Consider the following 17,842-nt stretch of genomic DNA (forward strand, 5'->3'; position numbering starts at 1 on the left):
TGCATGATTACTTTATTTCATATTTTTTTTTTATCAATATTTTTGTTTTTATTAGGAATAGCATCAATTATTTTACATAAAAATTTATTATTTTTATTTCTTGGGTTAGAGATTATGATGAATTCTATTATGTTATTTAGTGTATTTGTGAGTAAATTTTGGAACAATTGTGATGGACAAATGATATATATATTTTCAATTACTATTGCTGCTATAGAAGCCAGCATTAGTTTAATGTTACTAGTAAAAATTATTCAAGAAAAACATACTTTAAATGTTAATAAATTACGTGAGATTTATGAATGAATATACTTTATTTAATCTTTTTTTTTCCATTTTTTAGTTCTTTATTTTTATTTTTTTTTAAAGAACAAATTGGTGTTAAATTAATTTATATTTTTGGCATTGGTTCTATATTTTTTTCTACATGTATAGTTTTTTTTTTAAAATATTTATTTTTTTCTCATATATATTATATTTTTTCAGAAAAATTATGGACGTGGTTGAAAATAAAAAATTTTAGTATAGATATTTGTTTTTTATTAGATAATTTATCTCATATATTTTTATTAATGATTTCATGTATTTCATTACTAATATGTATATTTTCTATTTGGTATATGAAAAAAAGATATGATTCTGTTGTTTTTTTTTCATTAGTAAATTTTTTTGTAGCAAATATGTTTTTTTTAGTTTTATCTGATAATTTTATTAGTATGTATGCAGGATGGGAAGGAGTAAGTTTTTGTTCTTATGCACTAATTAATTTTTATTATTTAAAATCATATGTTAATAATGCTGCTTTTCGAGTTTTTGTTATTACTAAAATTGGAGATCTATTTCTTATTACTGCAATATTATTACTATATAAAAATTTTAATACTGTAAATTTTTATGAAATACAATTTTTAATTAAAATACATCTTATAAAATATAATTATTTTTTAAATTTTATTAATTTATTTTTATTTTTTGGTGCATTAGGAAAATCTGCTCAAGTCCCGTTACAAATTTGGTTATCAGAAGCTATGGTAGGACCAACACCTGTATCTGCTTTAATCCATGCAGCTACTATGGTCACTGCAGGAATATATTTGATTTTAAGAAATCATGATTTATTTTGTTTAACTCCGCATATTTTATATTTATGTGGTGTTGTAGGTAGTATAACCATGTTATTATCTAGTTTATCTGCTGTTTTTCAATTTGATATTAAACGTATACTTGCATATTCTACAATGAGTCAGTTAGGATATATTTTTTTGGCATTAAGCGTAAAAGCCTGGAATGCATCTTTATTACATTTGTTATCACATGCTGTTTTTAAAGCATTATTATTTTTATCTTCCGGTGTATTAATTAAGAATTGTAATAATCAAAAAAATATTTTTTATATGGGAAATATGTTGTATAAAGAAATGCCATTTATATACGTATGTTTTTTAATTTCTGGTTCTGCATTATCTGCTTTTCCTATTTTAACGTCTGGTTTCTATAGTAAAGGTGCTATTTTATTAGCTTTATATGAACAAAATAATATTTTTTTATTTATTATTTCTATCGTTTCTGCTTTTTTAACAACAATTTATATTTTTCGTTTGATTTTTATAGTATTTCATACAAAGTCTGATATTTTTTTAAAAAATTTTTCAATTTCTTTTGTACAATATTTTCCATTAAGTATTTTAGCAATATTATCTACTTACCTTAATACTTATCTAATTTCAAAATTTTTATTATTTTCTTCTTGCGTTACTGTGATATATAATCATGATAAATTTTATATAGAATTTTTTTCCAGTATCTTTACTATTTTAGGAATTTATTTTACATATTATTTATATTATATTAATACAAATTTCATAAGAAAAACTTTTCTAAAAAAATGTTTTCATGTTTTAAAGAACATTTTTTTAAATCATTTCTATTTTTTAAAACTATATAATTTATTATTTTTAGAATTTTATTTAATGATTGTGAAAATTTTTTCATATAGTTATTTTTCTTTTATACCAAAATATTTAATTTTAATTTTTGAAAAATTTTACTCTTATTTGTTATATTTTGAAGATTGTATAATTAGTGTTTATATTATTTTTTTAACTATTATTATTTTATTTTTTTGTATAGTAATACATTAAAAAATTTATATTAAATTGATATTTTTATTTTTTAAGAAATTATATACAATATTTTATTTTATAATAAATGATTTTTTTTGAAAATAGGATACTTGCATTATGAATTTGTGTTTATTTATTTTAATTCCATTTTTTGGTGGTATATTTTGCTGGTTATTTGATAATAAAAAATACCAACTAGCAAAATTGTATGCATTATTTTCTATGTTTTTAACATTTTTATTATCAATCTTTTTTTGTTATAAAGATTTTTTCTGTACTTCCTCTTTGTATTATTTTAAAGAGGAATTTATTGTTGCATGGATACCATTTTTAGGTATTCATTTTCATCTTATGTTAGATGGATTATCATTAATCATGATTATTTTATCTACTTTATTAGGTGTGGTAGCTATATTCTTTTCAAAATATTCTTCTAAAAAAAATCCAGGATTATTTTATTTAAATTTTTTGTTTATTTTTTTAGGAGCTATTGGTATTTTTTTATCAGCTGATTTGTTTTTGTTTTTTTGTTTTTGGGAAATGATGTTAATACCGATCTATTTTTGTGTTATTTTTTGGGGTAATAGTGAATATAATAAACAAGAAAAAATTGATACTGTGAATCAATTTTTAATTTATACACAAATTTCTAGTATGTGCATGCTGTTTTCTATTTTAATTTTAGTTTTCAATGGTTATAATTATATCAATTATTTAACTTTTGATTATAATCAATTAATTACTATTCCTATTTCTATTTTTTATGAATATTTGGTAATGCTTGGTTTTTTTATTGCTTTTGCAGTGAAAATGCCAATTTTTCCTTTTCAAAATTGGGTTCCAAATTTACATAGTAAATTGCCAATTGATGGTTCTATAGATATCTGTGGAATGATGATTAAGGTTGCTTTGTACGGATTTTTGCGATTTCACATGATTTTTTTTCGTCATGAATTACACTTTTTTTTCCCAGTTGCAGTTCTTTTAGGTATAATAACTATTTTTTATAGTTCTGTTATGGCTTTTTCTGAAAAAAATGTTAAAAAAATTATTTCTTATAGTTCAATATCTCATATGGGTTTTTTATTAGTGGCTTTGTATTGTGGGAACATTTTTTCTTTTTATGGTGTAGTAATTCAGATTTTATGCTATTCTTTATCAACTTCAATGTTGTTTATACTTTTTAGTAAAATTTATTTTAATTTTAGAACGACAAATATTAACCGTTTTGGTGGTATTTATTCGCATATAAAGTGGATTCCTAGTTTATTTTTGTTTTTTTTATTTGTAAACTTAAATTTTCCAGGAACTTTAAGTTTTGTGGGAGAACTAATAATTTTATTAAGTATATTTTCTAATTCTCCTCCTATAGCATATATATTGATTTTCAGTTTACTATTTTCAGTGATTTATTCATTAAATATTTTGCATAAGATATTTTATGGGAAATATAAAAATATGAAAATTAATACAATAACACAAATAAATCACTGTGAAGTTTTTTTAATATTTTCCTTATCTATTATAATTATATACTTTGGGTTATTTCCAAAATATATTATAAAAATGATACATATTTTTAATACCTAACTTTATTTATAGGATTTATATTGATATGTTAATTTCTGTCAAAAAAATATTTTCCTTATCTCCATTCTTGATTTTATTATTAAGTATTTTTTCAGTTTTTATTTCAATAATCGTAAATAGAAATTGTTTTTTTGTTTTTTATATTACTATTTTATTTTTGATTTCTATGATTTCTACATTACCGTTAGTGTGTAACGTGATTCCAGTTTATATTACTTCTTTATTATATATTGATTTTTATTCTGTGATTTATATTTTTTTAATTCTTTTTTCTACAATTTTTATGTTATGTGTATCATACTTTTATTTAAAAAAATATTTTTTTTACCAGGAGGAGTTTTTTTTATTAATTTTATGTTCTATTTTTGGATCTATGATTTTAGTTGTTTCGAATCATTTTTTTTCTGTTCTAATTGGAATGGAATTAATGTCAGTGCCTTTTTTTGGATTAATGGTGTATTCTATATCGAGCAATAAAATATCAACTATGTTAAAATATATTATATTATCTAGTTTCATGACTTTATTAATGTTATCTGGGATAGTAATTATATATTTAATATGTGGTAATTTAAGTTTTTATAGTATTAAAATTTTTCTATTAATAAATAATGTGTGTGATAGAAATATTCTATTTTTAGGTTTGATATTTTTTCTGATTCCATTATTTTTTAAATTATCCGCATTTCCTTTTCATTTTTGGATGCCGAATGTTTATAAACATATTGATCCTATATTATTGATATATTCTACTACTGTAATGAAAATTTCTTCTTTTTTTGTATTATTAAAAATATTTTCGTTTTTTCCATATCATCAGTCACATATATTATATTTTTTAATAAAGATGATGATTATATTATCTATTATTTTTGGTAGTATAATGGCATGTTTTCAAGATAATATAAAGAAATTTTTTGGATATACTTCTATAGTACATATGGGGTATTTGTTAGTGACGTTGTTAATTGTTAAAAAATATAATTTATCTATTTTTATTTCTTTTGTTTATTTAATGAATTATTCTATGAGCAATATTGGTATATTTAGTATTCTAAGTGTAATTAAATTAATGAATCCTAATTTTAATTATCAATTTAAAGACTTTTATTTATACCAATCTTCTATATTGAATAAATATTTTTTAAATATTTCGATGATAATTTTTATATTATCTTTTTTATCATTTCCATTTACATTAGGTTTTATTGCGAAAATATTAGTTATATTAATAGGAATGAATAAAAATTTTTATTTTTTTAATTTTATTGTATTAATACAATCTGCTGTAAGTGTATGTTATTATTTGAAAACGATTTGTATTTATTTTAATTATAAAAAGCGTTTTCTGACAAAAAGAGGTCATGTATCTTATTCATTATTAGAATTTTTTGTTTTTTTGATAAGTATTGTCATTTTGGTTCTTGGAATATTTCCACAAATTTTATTTAAAATTATACAGTTTAATTATATATAATGATTATTTAAATATTTATAGGTATTTTATTTTGAATGCTATTATTTCTTTTATTCCATGGGTGATGTTTTTTTTAATTATTATATTTACAATAATAATTTATAATTTTTTATATAAGAGATATTTTTTTAAATTTAATTTATTTAAAAGATCTGTTATATTATTTTTTGTTTGGTTAATATCAAGTATTTTATTTAGTTTAATGATATGGATTTATGATTTATTTTTTTTTAATATTACTGTTGCCAATGTTCGTTTTACAAATTTTTTTTTTGCATATGGGATTGAACAAATATTATCATTAGATAATATTTTGATATGGTTTATTATATTTGAACATTTTTCAATTCCTATTCAGTATCAAAAAAGAATATTAATGTATGGTACTTTTATGGCATTTTTTTTACGAATGATTGTAATGATATTATGTTCTTATTTTATTTTTCGGTGGCATTGGTTGGTTTTGATTTTTGGAATTATATTATTTTTTTCTGGTTTTGAAGTTTTAGTATTGAAAAATGATCATCATCATTCAGTAAAAAAAAGTTTTTTGTTATTTTTAATTATGAAATTAATCAAAGTGACTGATTCTGTTTCTTCAAATCAATTTTTTATTTTTAAAAAAAATGTATTATATTTTACTCCATTATTTGTTGCATTATTAATGATTGAAATGAGTGATATTATTTTTTCTATTGACAGTATACCAATTATTTTTTCTTTTGTTCGTAATTTTTATGTTGTTTTTACATCAAATATTTTTTCTATTTTAGTTTTGCGTTCTATGTATTTTATTTTATCAAATTTATTATATAAAAATAATTTTGTTAAACGTTTTTTTTCTTTAATAATTATGTATCTTTCTATGAAAATTATTATGTTAAATTATATTTATGTATTAAAAAATATATATTTAATTGTAGTTGTATTAATTTTGGTTTTATTTTTAATGTATAATGTAGTTATTACGAAATTGTTACAATTATTTTGATAATAATTTTTTTAATAGAAAAATTTTATATGAAAAAAAATATTTTTAATGAAAGTAATTTATTAAAAAAGTGGTTTAATTTTATTAAAAAAAATTGTTTAAATGATTTTGATGATTCTATTGATCGAGTATTTTTAATTGCAAAAAGATTAAATTTATTTCCATTTTCATCGTTTGTAATTACTGTTGCAGGAACAAATGGGAAAGGTAGTACCTGTAAAATTTTAGAACAATATTTTTTAAGATTAGGTTATACTGTTGGATTATATACTTCTCCGCATTTTTTTTATCATTACGAAAGAGTTCGTATTAATGGAAAATATATTACTAATGATAATATTTATATTCATGTTTTTTATTTAGTGAGTATAATATGCGGTGATACCCTTTTGACATATTTTGAGTTTATTACTTTATCCATATTATTGATTTTTAAAAATTACTATCTAGATATCGTAATTTTAGAAGTAGGTCTTGGAGGAAGATTAGATGCTACTAATGTTATTAATCCTGATATGGCAATAATTACAAATATTGCTTTAGATCACGTTAGTATATTAGGGAAGACGAGAAATATGATAGGGTATGAAAAATCAGGAATTTTTAGAAAAAAAATTCCGGTGATTATTGGAGACTGTAATATACCTTACTCTGTATATCAACAATCTTATAAATTTGAAGTATATTTGTATAGATTTCAGTATGAATGGAATTGGATTAAGTATAAAAATTTTTGGAACTTTTATGATCATTTAGGAGTAATTAGTCACTTACCTATTGATAGTAAAATATCAATATTTAATATTGCCCTTGCAATAGCAGCTATAAGAGTATCTCCATTTCAAATGAATGACCGAGCTTTACAAAAAACAATTCGTTTCTCTTACTTATTGGGTAGGTTTGATGTGATTCATAAAAGACCATATATTATTTTAGATGTAGCGCATAATCCTCATTCTGCTATTTTTTTGTATAATAAATTAAAACAGTTTTTAATAAATCATTCTTGTAAGAAAGTATATGGGGTAATTGGAATGTTATCAACTAAAGATGTTAAAAATACTATTTTTACTTTTAAAGATATCATTGATTGCTGGTATTATAAAACTTTATTACATGAAAAAACTGCAAGTTATTATAATTTAAAAAAATATTTGCCATATAATGCAAACTATATTCCTAATATGCAACATATTTTATGTAAATTATTGAATCACGCACATCAAAAAGATGTGATTTTAATTTTTGGATCATTTCATATAGTTTCTGAAGCTATGATATTTTTTAAAAAATTTATTACATAAAAATTTATATTTTTTATATTTTTTTCTTATACATGTTCGTGTATTTTTTATATTCAAACATTGCAGAAATTGATTCTTCATTACTAATTCTTCTAATAGCTTCTGCAAGCATAGCGGACAATGTTAATATTCTTACTTTTTTTTGTATTTTCATAACTTGAGATAAAGGAATTGTGTCACAAACAATAATTTCATCAATATAATCTTTTTTTATATTTTTTAAAATATTTCCTGAAAAAACAGGATGCGTTGCATATGCTAATACTTGATTGGCTCCTTTTTTTTTCAGTGCTTTTGCTGCTTTGCATAGAGTATCTCCTGTATCAATCATATCATCTACTAAAATACAATCTCTATTTGACACATCTCCTATAATATTCATTACTTGTGCTACATTTTTTTTTGGTCTTCTTTTATCTATGATTGCCATATCAGTGTCATGTAATAACTTTGCTATAGCTCTTGCTCTTACTACTCCCCCGATATCTGGAGAAACAATAATTGGATCTACAAGTTTTAATTTTAACATGTCTTCTAATAAAATAAAACTACCAAATACATTATCTACAGGAACATCAAAAAATCCTTGTATCTGTTCGGCATGTAAATCAACAGTTAAAATACGATCGATACCGACATTAGATAAAAAATCTGCAACAATTTTTGCTGTTATTGGTACTCTAGTAGATCGTACTCTACGGTCTTGCCTAGCATATCCAAAATAAGGTATCACTGCCGTGATTCTTCCTGCTGATGCTCTTCTTAACGCGTCTGTAATTACCGCCAATTCCATGATGTTATCGTTTGTGGGGTAACATGTTGATTGTATAATAAATATATCATCTCCTCTAACGTTTTCATTGATTTTTACACTAATTTCTCCATCACTAAATTTACTGACAGTTGCATTTCCTAAATTGCTATATAATTTTTTTGCGACTAATTTTGCTAATTCTGGTATAGAATTTCCAGAAAATATCTTCATATTTGACATAAATCTCTCTTTGTAATGTATTTAAAAATTTTTTAATCTTTTGAATGATATATTATTTGTGTTTGTATAGTTTTTTATTATTTTGTGATATATTTTAACTATTGTATCGTTTTATTAATAATATTATAAAAAAAAAATAATTTTATATTTTATTTTATTACTTTTTTGAAGGAACATATGAATTTGAAGAATAAAATTATTGACAAATTAGAAATATTGTATAAAAAATTTAAAAAAATTGAAATATTATTATCAAATAAAAAAATTATTTTGCATCAAAAGAGATTTCAGTGGTTGTCAAAAAAATATTTGGAATTATCATATTTAATAAATTTATATTTAAAATGGAAAAAAAATCAACAAGATATTATATCAACTAAATCGTTGTTATGTGATGTTGAAATGGTAGAAATTGCTCACGAGGAATTAATTTTTTTAAAAAAAAAATCTTTATCATTTGAGAATCAAATTAAAAAAATGTTAATTCCTATTGATCCTAATGATATGAAAGATGTTTTTATTGAAATACGAGCAGCAACTGGTGGTGATGAAGCTGCAATTTTTGCTGGAAATTTGTTTAAAATGTATGGTCGATATGCTGAAATGAAAAATTGGAAAGTAGAAATTATGAGTTTTCAAGAAGGTGAAAAAGGTGGATTTAAAGAAATAATTATGAAAATTACAAGTTTTGGAGTATTTGGGAGACTAAAATTTGAATCTGGAGGGCATCGAGTACAACGTGTTCCAAAAACTGAATCTCAAGGCAGGATCCATACTTCTACTTGTACTGTTGCGGTCATTCCAGTTTCTAAAGATTTTAAAAATACTGTTATTAGTCATAACGATTTAAAAATCGATACTTTTCGTTCTTCTGGAGCTGGTGGACAACATGTCAATACTACTGATTCTGCAATTCGAATTACGCATATTCCTACAGGAACTGTGGTAGAATGTCAAGATGAACGGTCACAACATAAAAATAAAGCACGAGCATTATCAATTCTATCTTCTAGAATTCAAGCTAATGAACTTGCAAAAAAACAACAAAAGGAGTCTATTATTCGACGTAATTTATTAGGAACAGGTGATCGTTCAGATAGAAATCGTACATATAACTTTCCAAAAAATAGAATAACTGATCATCGTATTAATTTAACATTATATTGTTTACATGATATACTAAATGGTAATTTAGATGTTCTTATTGAACCAATTATTCAAGAATATAACACTAATAAATATCTTAAATTATAAAAAAATAATAATGTATATTTCTGATTGTTTAAAACATGCAAGAAGGTTGTTATCTGGATGTAAAGTAGCACAATTAGAAGCAGAAATATTGTTAAGTTTTGTTATAAAAAAATCACTTGTTTGGATAAAGTTATTTGATAATTATCAATTAAATGAAATGCATATAAATCTTTTTAATAAGCTTTTAAATCGTCGAATTTATGGTGAACCTATTGCTTATATTATTAAAAATAAAGAATTTTGGTCATTATCTTTTTATATATCAAGTTTGGTTTTTATTCCAAGACCGGAAACAGAATTATTAGTTGAAAAAGTTATAGATTTTTCTTGTAAAAAAAATTGTATATTAGATTTGGGTTCAGGTTGTGGAACTATATCTTTATCTTTAGCGCATGATTTACCAAATTGTAATATTTTAGGAGTAGATAATAATGATCAAGCAATCTTTGTATCAAGAAAAAATTTAAATCGTTTTAAATTAAAAAATGTTATTTTTAAGAAAAGTAATTGGTTTTCTAAAATTAAAAAAAAATTTCATTTAATAGTTAGTAATCCTCCATATTTAAGTAAAATAGAGTATTATACATTATACCAGGGAAAATTTTTTGAACCGTATACTGCTTTTGTTTCTGGGAAAAATGGTATTAGTGATATTGAACATATTATTTTTTATGCAAGAAAATATTTGTTTAATACAGGATGGTTATTTATAGAACATGGTTGGCAGCAAAAAAATATTGTTCAACAATTATTTAAAATAAATAATTATTATAATATTCAAACGTATCAAGATTATTTTCAGTATGATCGATTTACTATAGGTCAGTATATTTGTGAAAATTATAAAACTAATAAATATTGGTAAAATACAATATTAATCATTTAACTGTATAATTTATTAAGAGACTTATATTATGTTACATCAAGGTGTGCTAGTGTTAAATTGTGGAAGTTCTTCTATTAAGTTTTCTGTCATTAATGTTGAAAATAATAAAAGGTATTTTTTTGGTTTTATTGAACGTTTGTATTTACCAAATTCATGTATTGTTTGGCATGATCAAAATAAGAAAAAAAATATCGTTTTTAGAGACTATATTACACATAATAAAGCTTTGAAAAATATTATGGAAATATTATCCATATATGAAAATAATATTATTAAAAAAATTACATGTATTGGTCATCGTGTTGTACATGGAGGTATGAAGTTGAATAAATCAATTATTATTAATCAATCTGTTTTGGAAGAAATTCAAAAGAATATTATATTTTCTCCGTTACATAATCCGATGAATTTTTTAGGAATTCAATTTTCTTTACAATATTTTCCTAATTTAATTAATAAAAATGTTGCTGTTTTTGATACTGCTTTTTATCATACTCTTCCAGAACATGCGTTTTTATATGCTATACCATATTATTTTTATAAAAAATATAATATTCGACGTTATGGAGCACATGGTATTAGTCATTCGTATGTTACACATCAAACATCAAAAATTTTGAAAATTAATTTAAACTGTTTAAATATTATTACATGTCATTTAGGAAGTGGTTCTTCTATTACCGCTATTTGTAATGGTCAAGCTGTAGATACTTCTATGGGTTTAACACCATTAGAAGGGTTAGCGATGGGTACAAGAAGCGGTGATTTAGATCCATCGATTATATTTTTTATGTATAATATTTTAAAAATGAATATGAAAGAAATTGAAATAATATTAAATAAAAAATCTGGTTTTTTAGGATTAATGGATAATATAACGAGTGATTTTCGTTATATTGAGAAAAAATATCTTTTAGAACAATCTTCATATAGAACAGTGAATTTATTTTGTCACCGATTATCAAAATATATTAGTGCGTACACTACTCTTTTGGATGGAAAATTAGATGCTTTAGTTTTTACAGGTGGTATAGGGGAAAATTCTTCTTTGGTAAGAGAATTAACAGTTAAACGATTAAAATTATTAAATTTAAAATTAGATGATCAATTAAATAATATGAAATTTTCAGGTTCATGGAGATTTATTCATTTCAAAAATTCTATTCCTATTATAGTAATTCCTACAAATGAAGAATTAGTTATTGCGAATGAGACAATTAATTTATTAAAAGAAAATATTGTATAGAAAATTATATTAGGTATAATGTCATTATTTAATATTTATTTTTAGGATTTTTGTGACTCGTACTATTATGTTAGTTCCGGTAGGTGATAGTTTTGGATTGACTACTATCAGTATTAGTTTGATCAATATCTTAAATAAGAAAAAAAAAAAGATTGTTTTTTTAAAATTATATTCTAAATATTTACAGAAATATATTTCGAGAACAGATACTGCGTCTTTTTTAAAAAAATATTTTTTTATTCCCAGTATTTCTTTAATTCATAAAGATTTTGATTTATTTTTTTCAGAAAAAGTACTTCAAAAATTAATTTTAGAAGAGTATTTTCAATTATATTTAATGTATAAAAAAAAGTACGATATTATATTTATTGAAGGAATGAAAGTAATTAATAATAATTTTTTTATACATGAAATGAATATAAAGTTTGCACAAATTATACATGCAGAATTAGTTTTTTATTCTTTAGATACATATTATGATATCTTTTTAAGAATTTTTTCTGAAAATTTAAATAAATTTTCTGATTTAAATATTTTAGGAGTAATTAATAATTTTTGTCATTTTCCTATAAAAGATTATTTTCAAGATATTGCACAAAAAAAATTTTTATTTAAAAAATATAAAAAAAAAAATTATGCGAATAAAAAATTAATTACTAAAGTAATTCATTTAAATTGGAAAAGAGATTTAATATATTATCCTGTTTCTATTATTTTAAAATCTATTCAGGCAAAAGTTTTTTTTAAAAATCACGATATTAATATTATTAAAACATTTGTGTTACATAATTCGTTTTTATTAAATAAAAAAAATTTCTATCAAGATTCTTGTTGTATTATTTCATTTAATCAATTTATTGAAATCTGTCATAATGAGCTTTTACGTAAGTTATTTTTATTAAATTTTAATTTTTTTTTATTAACGGAATGTAATTATTGCAATTTATACAAATTAAAAATTTTAATTCAATCTTTAAAATTATTACATACAATTTTTTATACATTATTATCTATTAAAACAGTAGTATCACAAATTAGTAATGTTCGTTCTATCCTTTATTTAAAGAATTCGAAACATGTTGATTCTGTATTAAAATATATTACATCATATCGAAATATTCATGATATTTTAAAAAAAGATACTTCATACCGTGAATTTAGCGTCACGAATTACTATTCAGAAAATTTTAAAAATTATTTAATGAATGAATCTATCAAGCTGCGTAAACGTATTTTATTACCTGAAGGTGATCATCCTAAAATTATTCAATCAGCAAATATGGTGTCTAACTTAGGAATGGCGCAATGTATATTGTTAGGTGATAAAAATAAAATAGAAGAAATTGCTCAACAATATAAAATTCATTTATCGAAAAAAATTATTATTATTAATCCTAATGAAATATATCAAAATTACATTGAAAAATTATTTATTTTACGTTGCAAAAGAGGTATGACAAGAGAAAAATCTGCAATATGTGTTAAGGATCGTATGATATTAGGATCTTTAATGTTACTTGATAATGAAGTGGATGGTGTTGTTTGTGGAATACAATATAATACTTCTGATGTTTTACGTACTGCGTTGCAAATTATTGGAGTAAAAAAAAGTCACAAAGATGGTTTACAGTTAGCCTCTTCTATATTTTTTATGTTATTTCGTCATCGAGTATTAATATATGGAGATTGCGCAATTAATATCAATCCTAACGCAGAACAATTGTGTCAAATTGCTATTTCTACTGCTGATTTTGTTCGTTTGTTTAATATTCAACCAAAGATTGCTATGCTTTCTTACTCTACTGGCAACTCTGGTTCTGGAGAACCAGTGGAAAAGGTTTTGCAAGCAACGAAATTAGTTAAATTATATCGTCCTGATTTAACTATAGATGGTCCAATACAATATGATGCTGCTGTTAATCAAATTGTTTCAAGTGTTAAGTCTCCTCATTCTCCTTTGCATGGTGAATCAAATATATTAATTTTCCCAGATTTAAATTCTGGAAATATTACCTATAAAGCAGTACAACAATCTTCAAAAATTATTTCTATTGGTCCTATTTTACAAGGTTTTTTAAAACCCGTAAATGATTTGTCTAGAGGAGCTACAATATATGATATTATTTATACAATTGCAATTACAGCGATGCAATCTAAAAGTAAATGATATCAGTAATGATAATAATTTTAAATTATGATACTAATATCGTACATTGGAGTGCAACAACATGGAAAAATATATTTTTGTTGATGAAAAGAAAATATATTTTTTTTAAAATATTTGATTTTACCATGTATAAGTCGAATTTTACAAGTTCCACAAAATCCATTTTGACATTGGTAGGGTATATTAATGTTTTTTGAAACTAATATTTCTAATAATGAACGATTTACATTTTTTGTTATTAATATTATGTTTTTATTTATTAAATTTATAGAATATTTTTTTTTCTTATAATTTAAAGTTTTTGAATTCATCTTTAGAAATTTCACAGTCAATTTGATTTGTTAAATATGAGCTTATTTCTACTTCTTGTGGTGCTGGTTGTATATGATCTGAAGTTAACCAATTATTTATCCATGGAATAGGATTGGAAATATTTGAAAATATTTGAGGCAAATCGATAGCTTTCATTCTAATATTTGTAATATATTCTATATATTGGCACAATATTTTTTCATTTAAACCTACAATTTGTCCATTTTTGAATAAATATTTAGCCCATTTTTTTTCCTGTTCTGCAGATTTTTTAAATAAATCAATAGCTTTTTTTTCACATTTTTTTATTATTTTAAACATTTCAGGATCATTTTCATGGTTTTTTAGGATATCAATCATACTTTGTGTACCTGTTAAATGCAATGCTTCATCTCGAGCAATGAGTCGAATAATTTTTGCGTTTCCTTCCATAATTTTTTGTTCTGCAAAAGCAAAAGCGCAAGCAAAGCTGACATAAAAACGAATTGCTTCAAGTACATTGACATTAATTAAACATAAATATAATGCTTCTTTTATTTTTTTTAATTTTAAATTTTTTTCATATTTTTTATTAATATTTTTATTACATTTTGATATATTCCAATCATGAGTCATATTAATTAATTTGTCATAATATTGAGATATATTTTTTGATCTTTCATAAATATTTTTATTTGGTATAATGTTGTTAAATATTTTTGCTGGATCGTTTGTAATATTTCGAATAATATGAGTATATGACCTAGAATGTATAGTTTCTGAAAAAGACCAAGTTTCAACCCAGGTTTCTAATTCTGGTAATGATATAATTGGTAAAAATGCTATATTTGGACTTCTTCCTTGAATAGAATCTAATAATATTTGATATTTTAAATTACTAATAAAAATATGTTTTTCATTTTCTTTTAATTTATTAAAATCAATGCGATCTTTGGACAAATCAATTTCTTCTGGTCTCCAAAAGAAAGATAATTGTTTTTCTATTAAATGTTCAAATATTTTATATTTTTGTTGGTCGTATCGAACAATATTTACTGGTTGTCCAAAAAACATTGGTTCTGTAAGTTGATTATTTTGTTTTTTAGAGAATATTGTATATGACATATTTTCCTTAATAAATTCATAAAACATTTATGAAATATTTAATTTATAATGTGCATGCTCCATTATCACATGAAACAATGCTGGATATTTGTTGTATACCATGATCGATATTTTTTATTCCATCTCTTGTATTTTGATAATATAATGTTTTAATTCCAAGAGCATATGTAGTAAGTAGGTCTTTTAATAATATTTTCATTGGAATTTTGTTGTTTGGAAATTTTTTTGGATCATAATTGATATTTGTTGAAATTGATTGGTCGATAAATTTTTGCATAATTGATACTAAATGTAAATATCCTGTATTATCTGGAATATTCCATAATAATTCATATTTTTTTTTTAGTTTTTTATATTCCGGAACAACTTGTTTGAGCATTCCATCTTTTGATGCTTTTACTGTAATATATCCTCTTGGAGGTTCGATTCCATTTGTTGCATTAGTAATTTGTGAAGAAGTTTCTGTGGGCATAATTGCTGATAATGATGAGTTTCTTAGTCCGTATTTTTTAATTTTTTTTCTTAATTTTGTCCAATTTAATTTTAGTGTTTGGTTACATATAATATCTATTTTTTTATAATATGTATCAATTGGCAATATTCCATCGGCATATTTTGTTTGATGAAATAATGGACATTTTCCTTTTTCTTTTGCTAGTTTACATGAAGCTGTTAACAAATAATACTGTATATGTTCAAATAATTGATGTGTTATATTCTTTGCAGTTCCATCCGAGTAACGTACATTGTTTTTTGCTAAAAAATATGCAAAGTTAATTACTCCTATACCTAATGGTCTTCTATTTTTTACACTGTTTTTTGCAGCTAATATTGGATATTTTTGATAATCAATGATTTCATCTAGTGCTCTTACGAGTAAATTAGATAGTTCTTTTAGTTCGGTAAATTTTTTTATTTTTCCTAAATTGAAAGCAGATAGAATACATAGTGCAATTTCTGCATTAGGATCATGTATATCAGTAATTGCTGTTGTAGGTAATGTAATTTCTAAACATAAGTTTGACTGTTTAATAGTTGCATATTTTTCTTTAAATGGTCCATGCATGTTACAATGATCTACATGTTGTATGTAAATTCTACCAGTAGAAGTTCGTTCTTGCATAATTAATGAAAATAAATCAGTTGCTTTAATTTTTTTTTTTCTAATATTTTTATTTTTTTCGTATTTTTTGTACAGTTTTTTAAATTTTTGTTGGTCAGAAAAAAACGAATTATATAATAATGGTGTATCAGATGGACTAAATAATGTAATGTATTGTTGTTGAATTAGTCTATTATACATAAATTTATTAATTTGTACACAATAATCAACATGTCGAACACGATTTTCTTCAATTCCTCGATTGTTTTTTAATACGATTAAACTCTCAATTTCAAAATGCCAAATAGGGTAAAATAATGTTGCTGCTCCTCCTCTTACTCCTCCTTGTGAACATGATTTGACTGCTGTTTGAAAATGTTTGTAAAATGGAATGCATCCGGTATGAAAATTTTCTCCGTTTCTTATTGGACTGCCAATTGCTCTGATTTGCCCAACATTAATTCCAACTCCTGCTCTTTGCGAAATATATTTTACTACAGAACTTGCGGTAGCATTTATTGAATTTAGACTATCTGCACATTCAATTAAAACACATGAACTAAATTGACGCATTGGAGTACGTACGCCAGACATAATTGGAGTAGGTAATGAAATTTTAAATTTTGAAACAGCATTGTAGAATTTTTTAATATATTGCATTTGATTAGTTTTTGGATATTTTCTAAATAAACATGCTGCTATTAAAATATATAAAAATTGTGCACTTTCATAAATTTTTCCACTAATTCTGTCTTTTATTAAATATTTTCCTTCTAATTGTTTTACTCCTGCATATGAAAAATTCATATCTCTTTCATGTTTAATAAATTTGTTCATTTCTTGATATTCTTTTTTAGAAAAATATTTTAATAATTTTTTGTCGTACTTTTTTAATTTAACCATTTTTTTTACATGCGTATATAATGCAGGAGGGTGAAATTTTCCATACGCCTGTTTTCTTAAATGAAAAATTAATAGTCTTGCTGATATATATTGATAATCTGGATGTTTAGTGGAAATAAGATCGGATGCTATTTTTATTATAATTTCATGAATTCGAATAGTTGTAATATTGTCATAAAATTGTATTTTTGCTTTTAATACAATTTTTGATGTAGAAATATTTTCTAACTTTTCTGATGCCCATTCTAGAATTTTATAAATTTTTTGAATGTTCATTTTTTCTTTTTTATTATTTCTTTTAATAACTGAGTATTTTTTGTACATTATATTTTACCTACAAATTACATATTTTATTTCTACTAATTTATATATATATATATATTTTTGAT

The 17,842-nt window shown here is 22.7% G+C and carries 14 protein-coding genes; 10 read left to right on the forward strand and 4 right to left on the reverse strand.

Annotated features, from left to right (window positions below; translation table 11 throughout):
* The first annotated feature begins 3 nt into the window (after positions 1-3).
* The 6 genes from nuoK (at position 4) to folC (ending at position 7,485) form a co-directional block, all read left to right on the forward strand.
* On the forward strand, positions 4-306 hold the full coding sequence (gene nuoK / locus RJT40_RS00555; RefSeq protein WP_343182628.1) for an NADH-quinone oxidoreductase subunit NuoK: 303 nt from the start codon (positions 4-6) through the stop codon (positions 304-306).
* The gene (locus tag RJT40_RS00560; protein WP_343182629.1) at positions 303-2,141 is read left to right on the forward strand and encodes an NADH-quinone oxidoreductase subunit L; all 1,839 of its coding nucleotides are present in this window, start codon (positions 303-305) and stop codon (positions 2,139-2,141) included. The genes nuoK and RJT40_RS00560 overlap by 4 nt, the downstream gene beginning before the upstream one ends.
* Before the next feature lie 99 nt (positions 2,142-2,240).
* Complete coding sequence (locus RJT40_RS00565) at positions 2,241-3,713, forward strand: complex I subunit 4 family protein (protein ID WP_343182630.1); 1,473 nt, start codon at positions 2,241-2,243, stop codon at positions 3,711-3,713.
* Positions 3,714-3,738: 25 nt separating this feature from the next.
* Positions 3,739-5,190, forward strand: a complete 1,452-nt coding sequence (locus RJT40_RS00570; RefSeq protein WP_343182631.1) for an NADH-quinone oxidoreductase subunit N — start codon at positions 3,739-3,741, stop codon at positions 5,188-5,190.
* Positions 5,191-5,221: 31 nt separating this feature from the next.
* Entirely contained in the window at positions 5,222-6,181 is a 960-nt protein-coding gene (locus RJT40_RS00575) for a TerC family protein (protein ID WP_343182632.1), read from the forward strand.
* Positions 6,182-6,210: 29 nt separating this feature from the next.
* Positions 6,211-7,485: a bifunctional tetrahydrofolate synthase/dihydrofolate synthase gene (gene folC / locus RJT40_RS00580; RefSeq protein ID WP_343182633.1), complete on the forward strand. Its 1,275-nt coding sequence runs from the start codon at positions 6,211-6,213 to the stop codon at positions 7,483-7,485.
* 13 nt (positions 7,486-7,498) lie between these two features.
* Here folC and RJT40_RS00585 read toward each other — a convergent pair whose 3' ends face one another.
* Positions 7,499-8,479: a ribose-phosphate pyrophosphokinase gene (locus RJT40_RS00585; RefSeq protein WP_343182634.1), complete on the reverse strand. Its 981-nt coding sequence runs from the start codon at positions 8,477-8,479 to the stop codon at positions 7,499-7,501.
* Positions 8,480-8,662: 183 nt separating this feature from the next.
* Here RJT40_RS00585 and prfA point away from each other — a divergent pair, with 183 nt between their 5' ends.
* Genes prfA through pta form a run of 4 tightly spaced genes read left to right on the forward strand, consistent with a single transcriptional unit; the run spans position 8,663 to position 14,032 of the window.
* A complete protein-coding gene (gene prfA / locus RJT40_RS00590) occupies positions 8,663-9,733 on the forward strand; it encodes a peptide chain release factor 1 (RefSeq protein ID WP_343182705.1) in 1,071 nt (356 codons plus the stop codon).
* 10 nt (positions 9,734-9,743) lie between these two features.
* Positions 9,744-10,598: a peptide chain release factor N(5)-glutamine methyltransferase gene (gene prmC, locus RJT40_RS00595; RefSeq protein WP_343182635.1), complete on the forward strand. Its 855-nt coding sequence runs from the start codon at positions 9,744-9,746 to the stop codon at positions 10,596-10,598.
* A gap of 49 nt (positions 10,599-10,647) precedes the next feature.
* Entirely contained in the window at positions 10,648-11,865 is a 1,218-nt protein-coding gene (locus RJT40_RS00600; RefSeq protein ID WP_343182636.1) for an acetate kinase, read from the forward strand.
* A gap of 52 nt (positions 11,866-11,917) precedes the next feature.
* Entirely contained in the window at positions 11,918-14,032 is a 2,115-nt protein-coding gene (gene pta / locus RJT40_RS00605) for a phosphate acetyltransferase (RefSeq protein ID WP_343182637.1), read from the forward strand.
* Between the two features lie 20 nt (positions 14,033-14,052).
* Here the strand turns inward: pta and RJT40_RS00610 are convergent, their stop codons facing one another.
* The 3 genes from RJT40_RS00610 to nrdA are packed head-to-tail and all read right to left on the reverse strand — an operon-like array spanning position 14,053 to position 17,777.
* The gene (locus tag RJT40_RS00610; protein ID WP_343182638.1) at positions 14,053-14,343 is read right to left on the reverse strand and encodes a 2Fe-2S iron-sulfur cluster-binding protein; all 291 of its coding nucleotides are present in this window, start codon (positions 14,341-14,343) and stop codon (positions 14,053-14,055) included.
* A complete protein-coding gene (nrdB, locus tag RJT40_RS00615) occupies positions 14,318-15,448 on the reverse strand; it encodes a class Ia ribonucleoside-diphosphate reductase subunit beta (protein WP_343182639.1) in 1,131 nt (376 codons plus the stop codon). Before nrdB ends, RJT40_RS00610 begins: the two co-directional genes overlap by 26 nt.
* A 43-nt stretch (positions 15,449-15,491) precedes the next feature.
* Positions 15,492-17,777 (reverse strand): class 1a ribonucleoside-diphosphate reductase subunit alpha, encoded by a 2,286-nt coding sequence (nrdA, locus tag RJT40_RS00620; protein ID WP_343182640.1) that lies wholly within the window; start codon positions 17,775-17,777, stop codon positions 15,492-15,494.
* Between the last annotated feature and the right edge of the window lie 65 nt (positions 17,778-17,842).

The sequence above is a fragment of the Buchnera aphidicola (Shivaphis celti) genome, from assembly GCF_039349365.1.
Classification (GTDB): domain Bacteria; phylum Pseudomonadota; class Gammaproteobacteria; order Enterobacterales; family Enterobacteriaceae; genus Buchnera_L; species Buchnera_L aphidicola_AL.

Excerpts from the sequence above, each read along its gene's own strand:
- nuoK (WP_343182628.1), top strand. The coding sequence starts at position 4 with ATGATTACTTTATTTCATATTTTTTTTTTATCAATATTTTTGTTTTTA.
- RJT40_RS00560 (WP_343182629.1), top strand. The coding sequence starts at position 303 with ATGAATATACTTTATTTAATCTTTTTTTTTCCATTTTTTAGTTCTTTA.
- RJT40_RS00565 (WP_343182630.1), top strand. The coding sequence starts at position 2,241 with ATGAATTTGTGTTTATTTATTTTAATTCCATTTTTTGGTGGTATATTT.
- RJT40_RS00570 (WP_343182631.1), top strand. The coding sequence starts at position 3,739 with ATGTTAATTTCTGTCAAAAAAATATTTTCCTTATCTCCATTCTTGATT.
- folC (WP_343182633.1), top strand. The coding sequence starts at position 6,211 with ATGAAAAAAAATATTTTTAATGAAAGTAATTTATTAAAAAAGTGGTTT.
- RJT40_RS00585 (WP_343182634.1), bottom strand. The coding sequence starts at position 8,479 with ATGTCAAATATGAAGATATTTTCTGGAAATTCTATACCAGAATTAGCA.
- prmC (WP_343182635.1), top strand. The coding sequence starts at position 9,744 with ATGTATATTTCTGATTGTTTAAAACATGCAAGAAGGTTGTTATCTGGA.
- RJT40_RS00600 (WP_343182636.1), top strand. The coding sequence starts at position 10,648 with ATGTTACATCAAGGTGTGCTAGTGTTAAATTGTGGAAGTTCTTCTATT.
- RJT40_RS00610 (WP_343182638.1), bottom strand. The coding sequence starts at position 14,343 with ATGAATTCAAAAACTTTAAATTATAAGAAAAAAAAATATTCTATAAAT.
- nrdB (WP_343182639.1), bottom strand. The coding sequence starts at position 15,448 with ATGTCATATACAATATTCTCTAAAAAACAAAATAATCAACTTACAGAA.
- nrdA (WP_343182640.1), bottom strand. The coding sequence starts at position 17,777 with ATGTACAAAAAATACTCAGTTATTAAAAGAAATAATAAAAAAGAAAAA.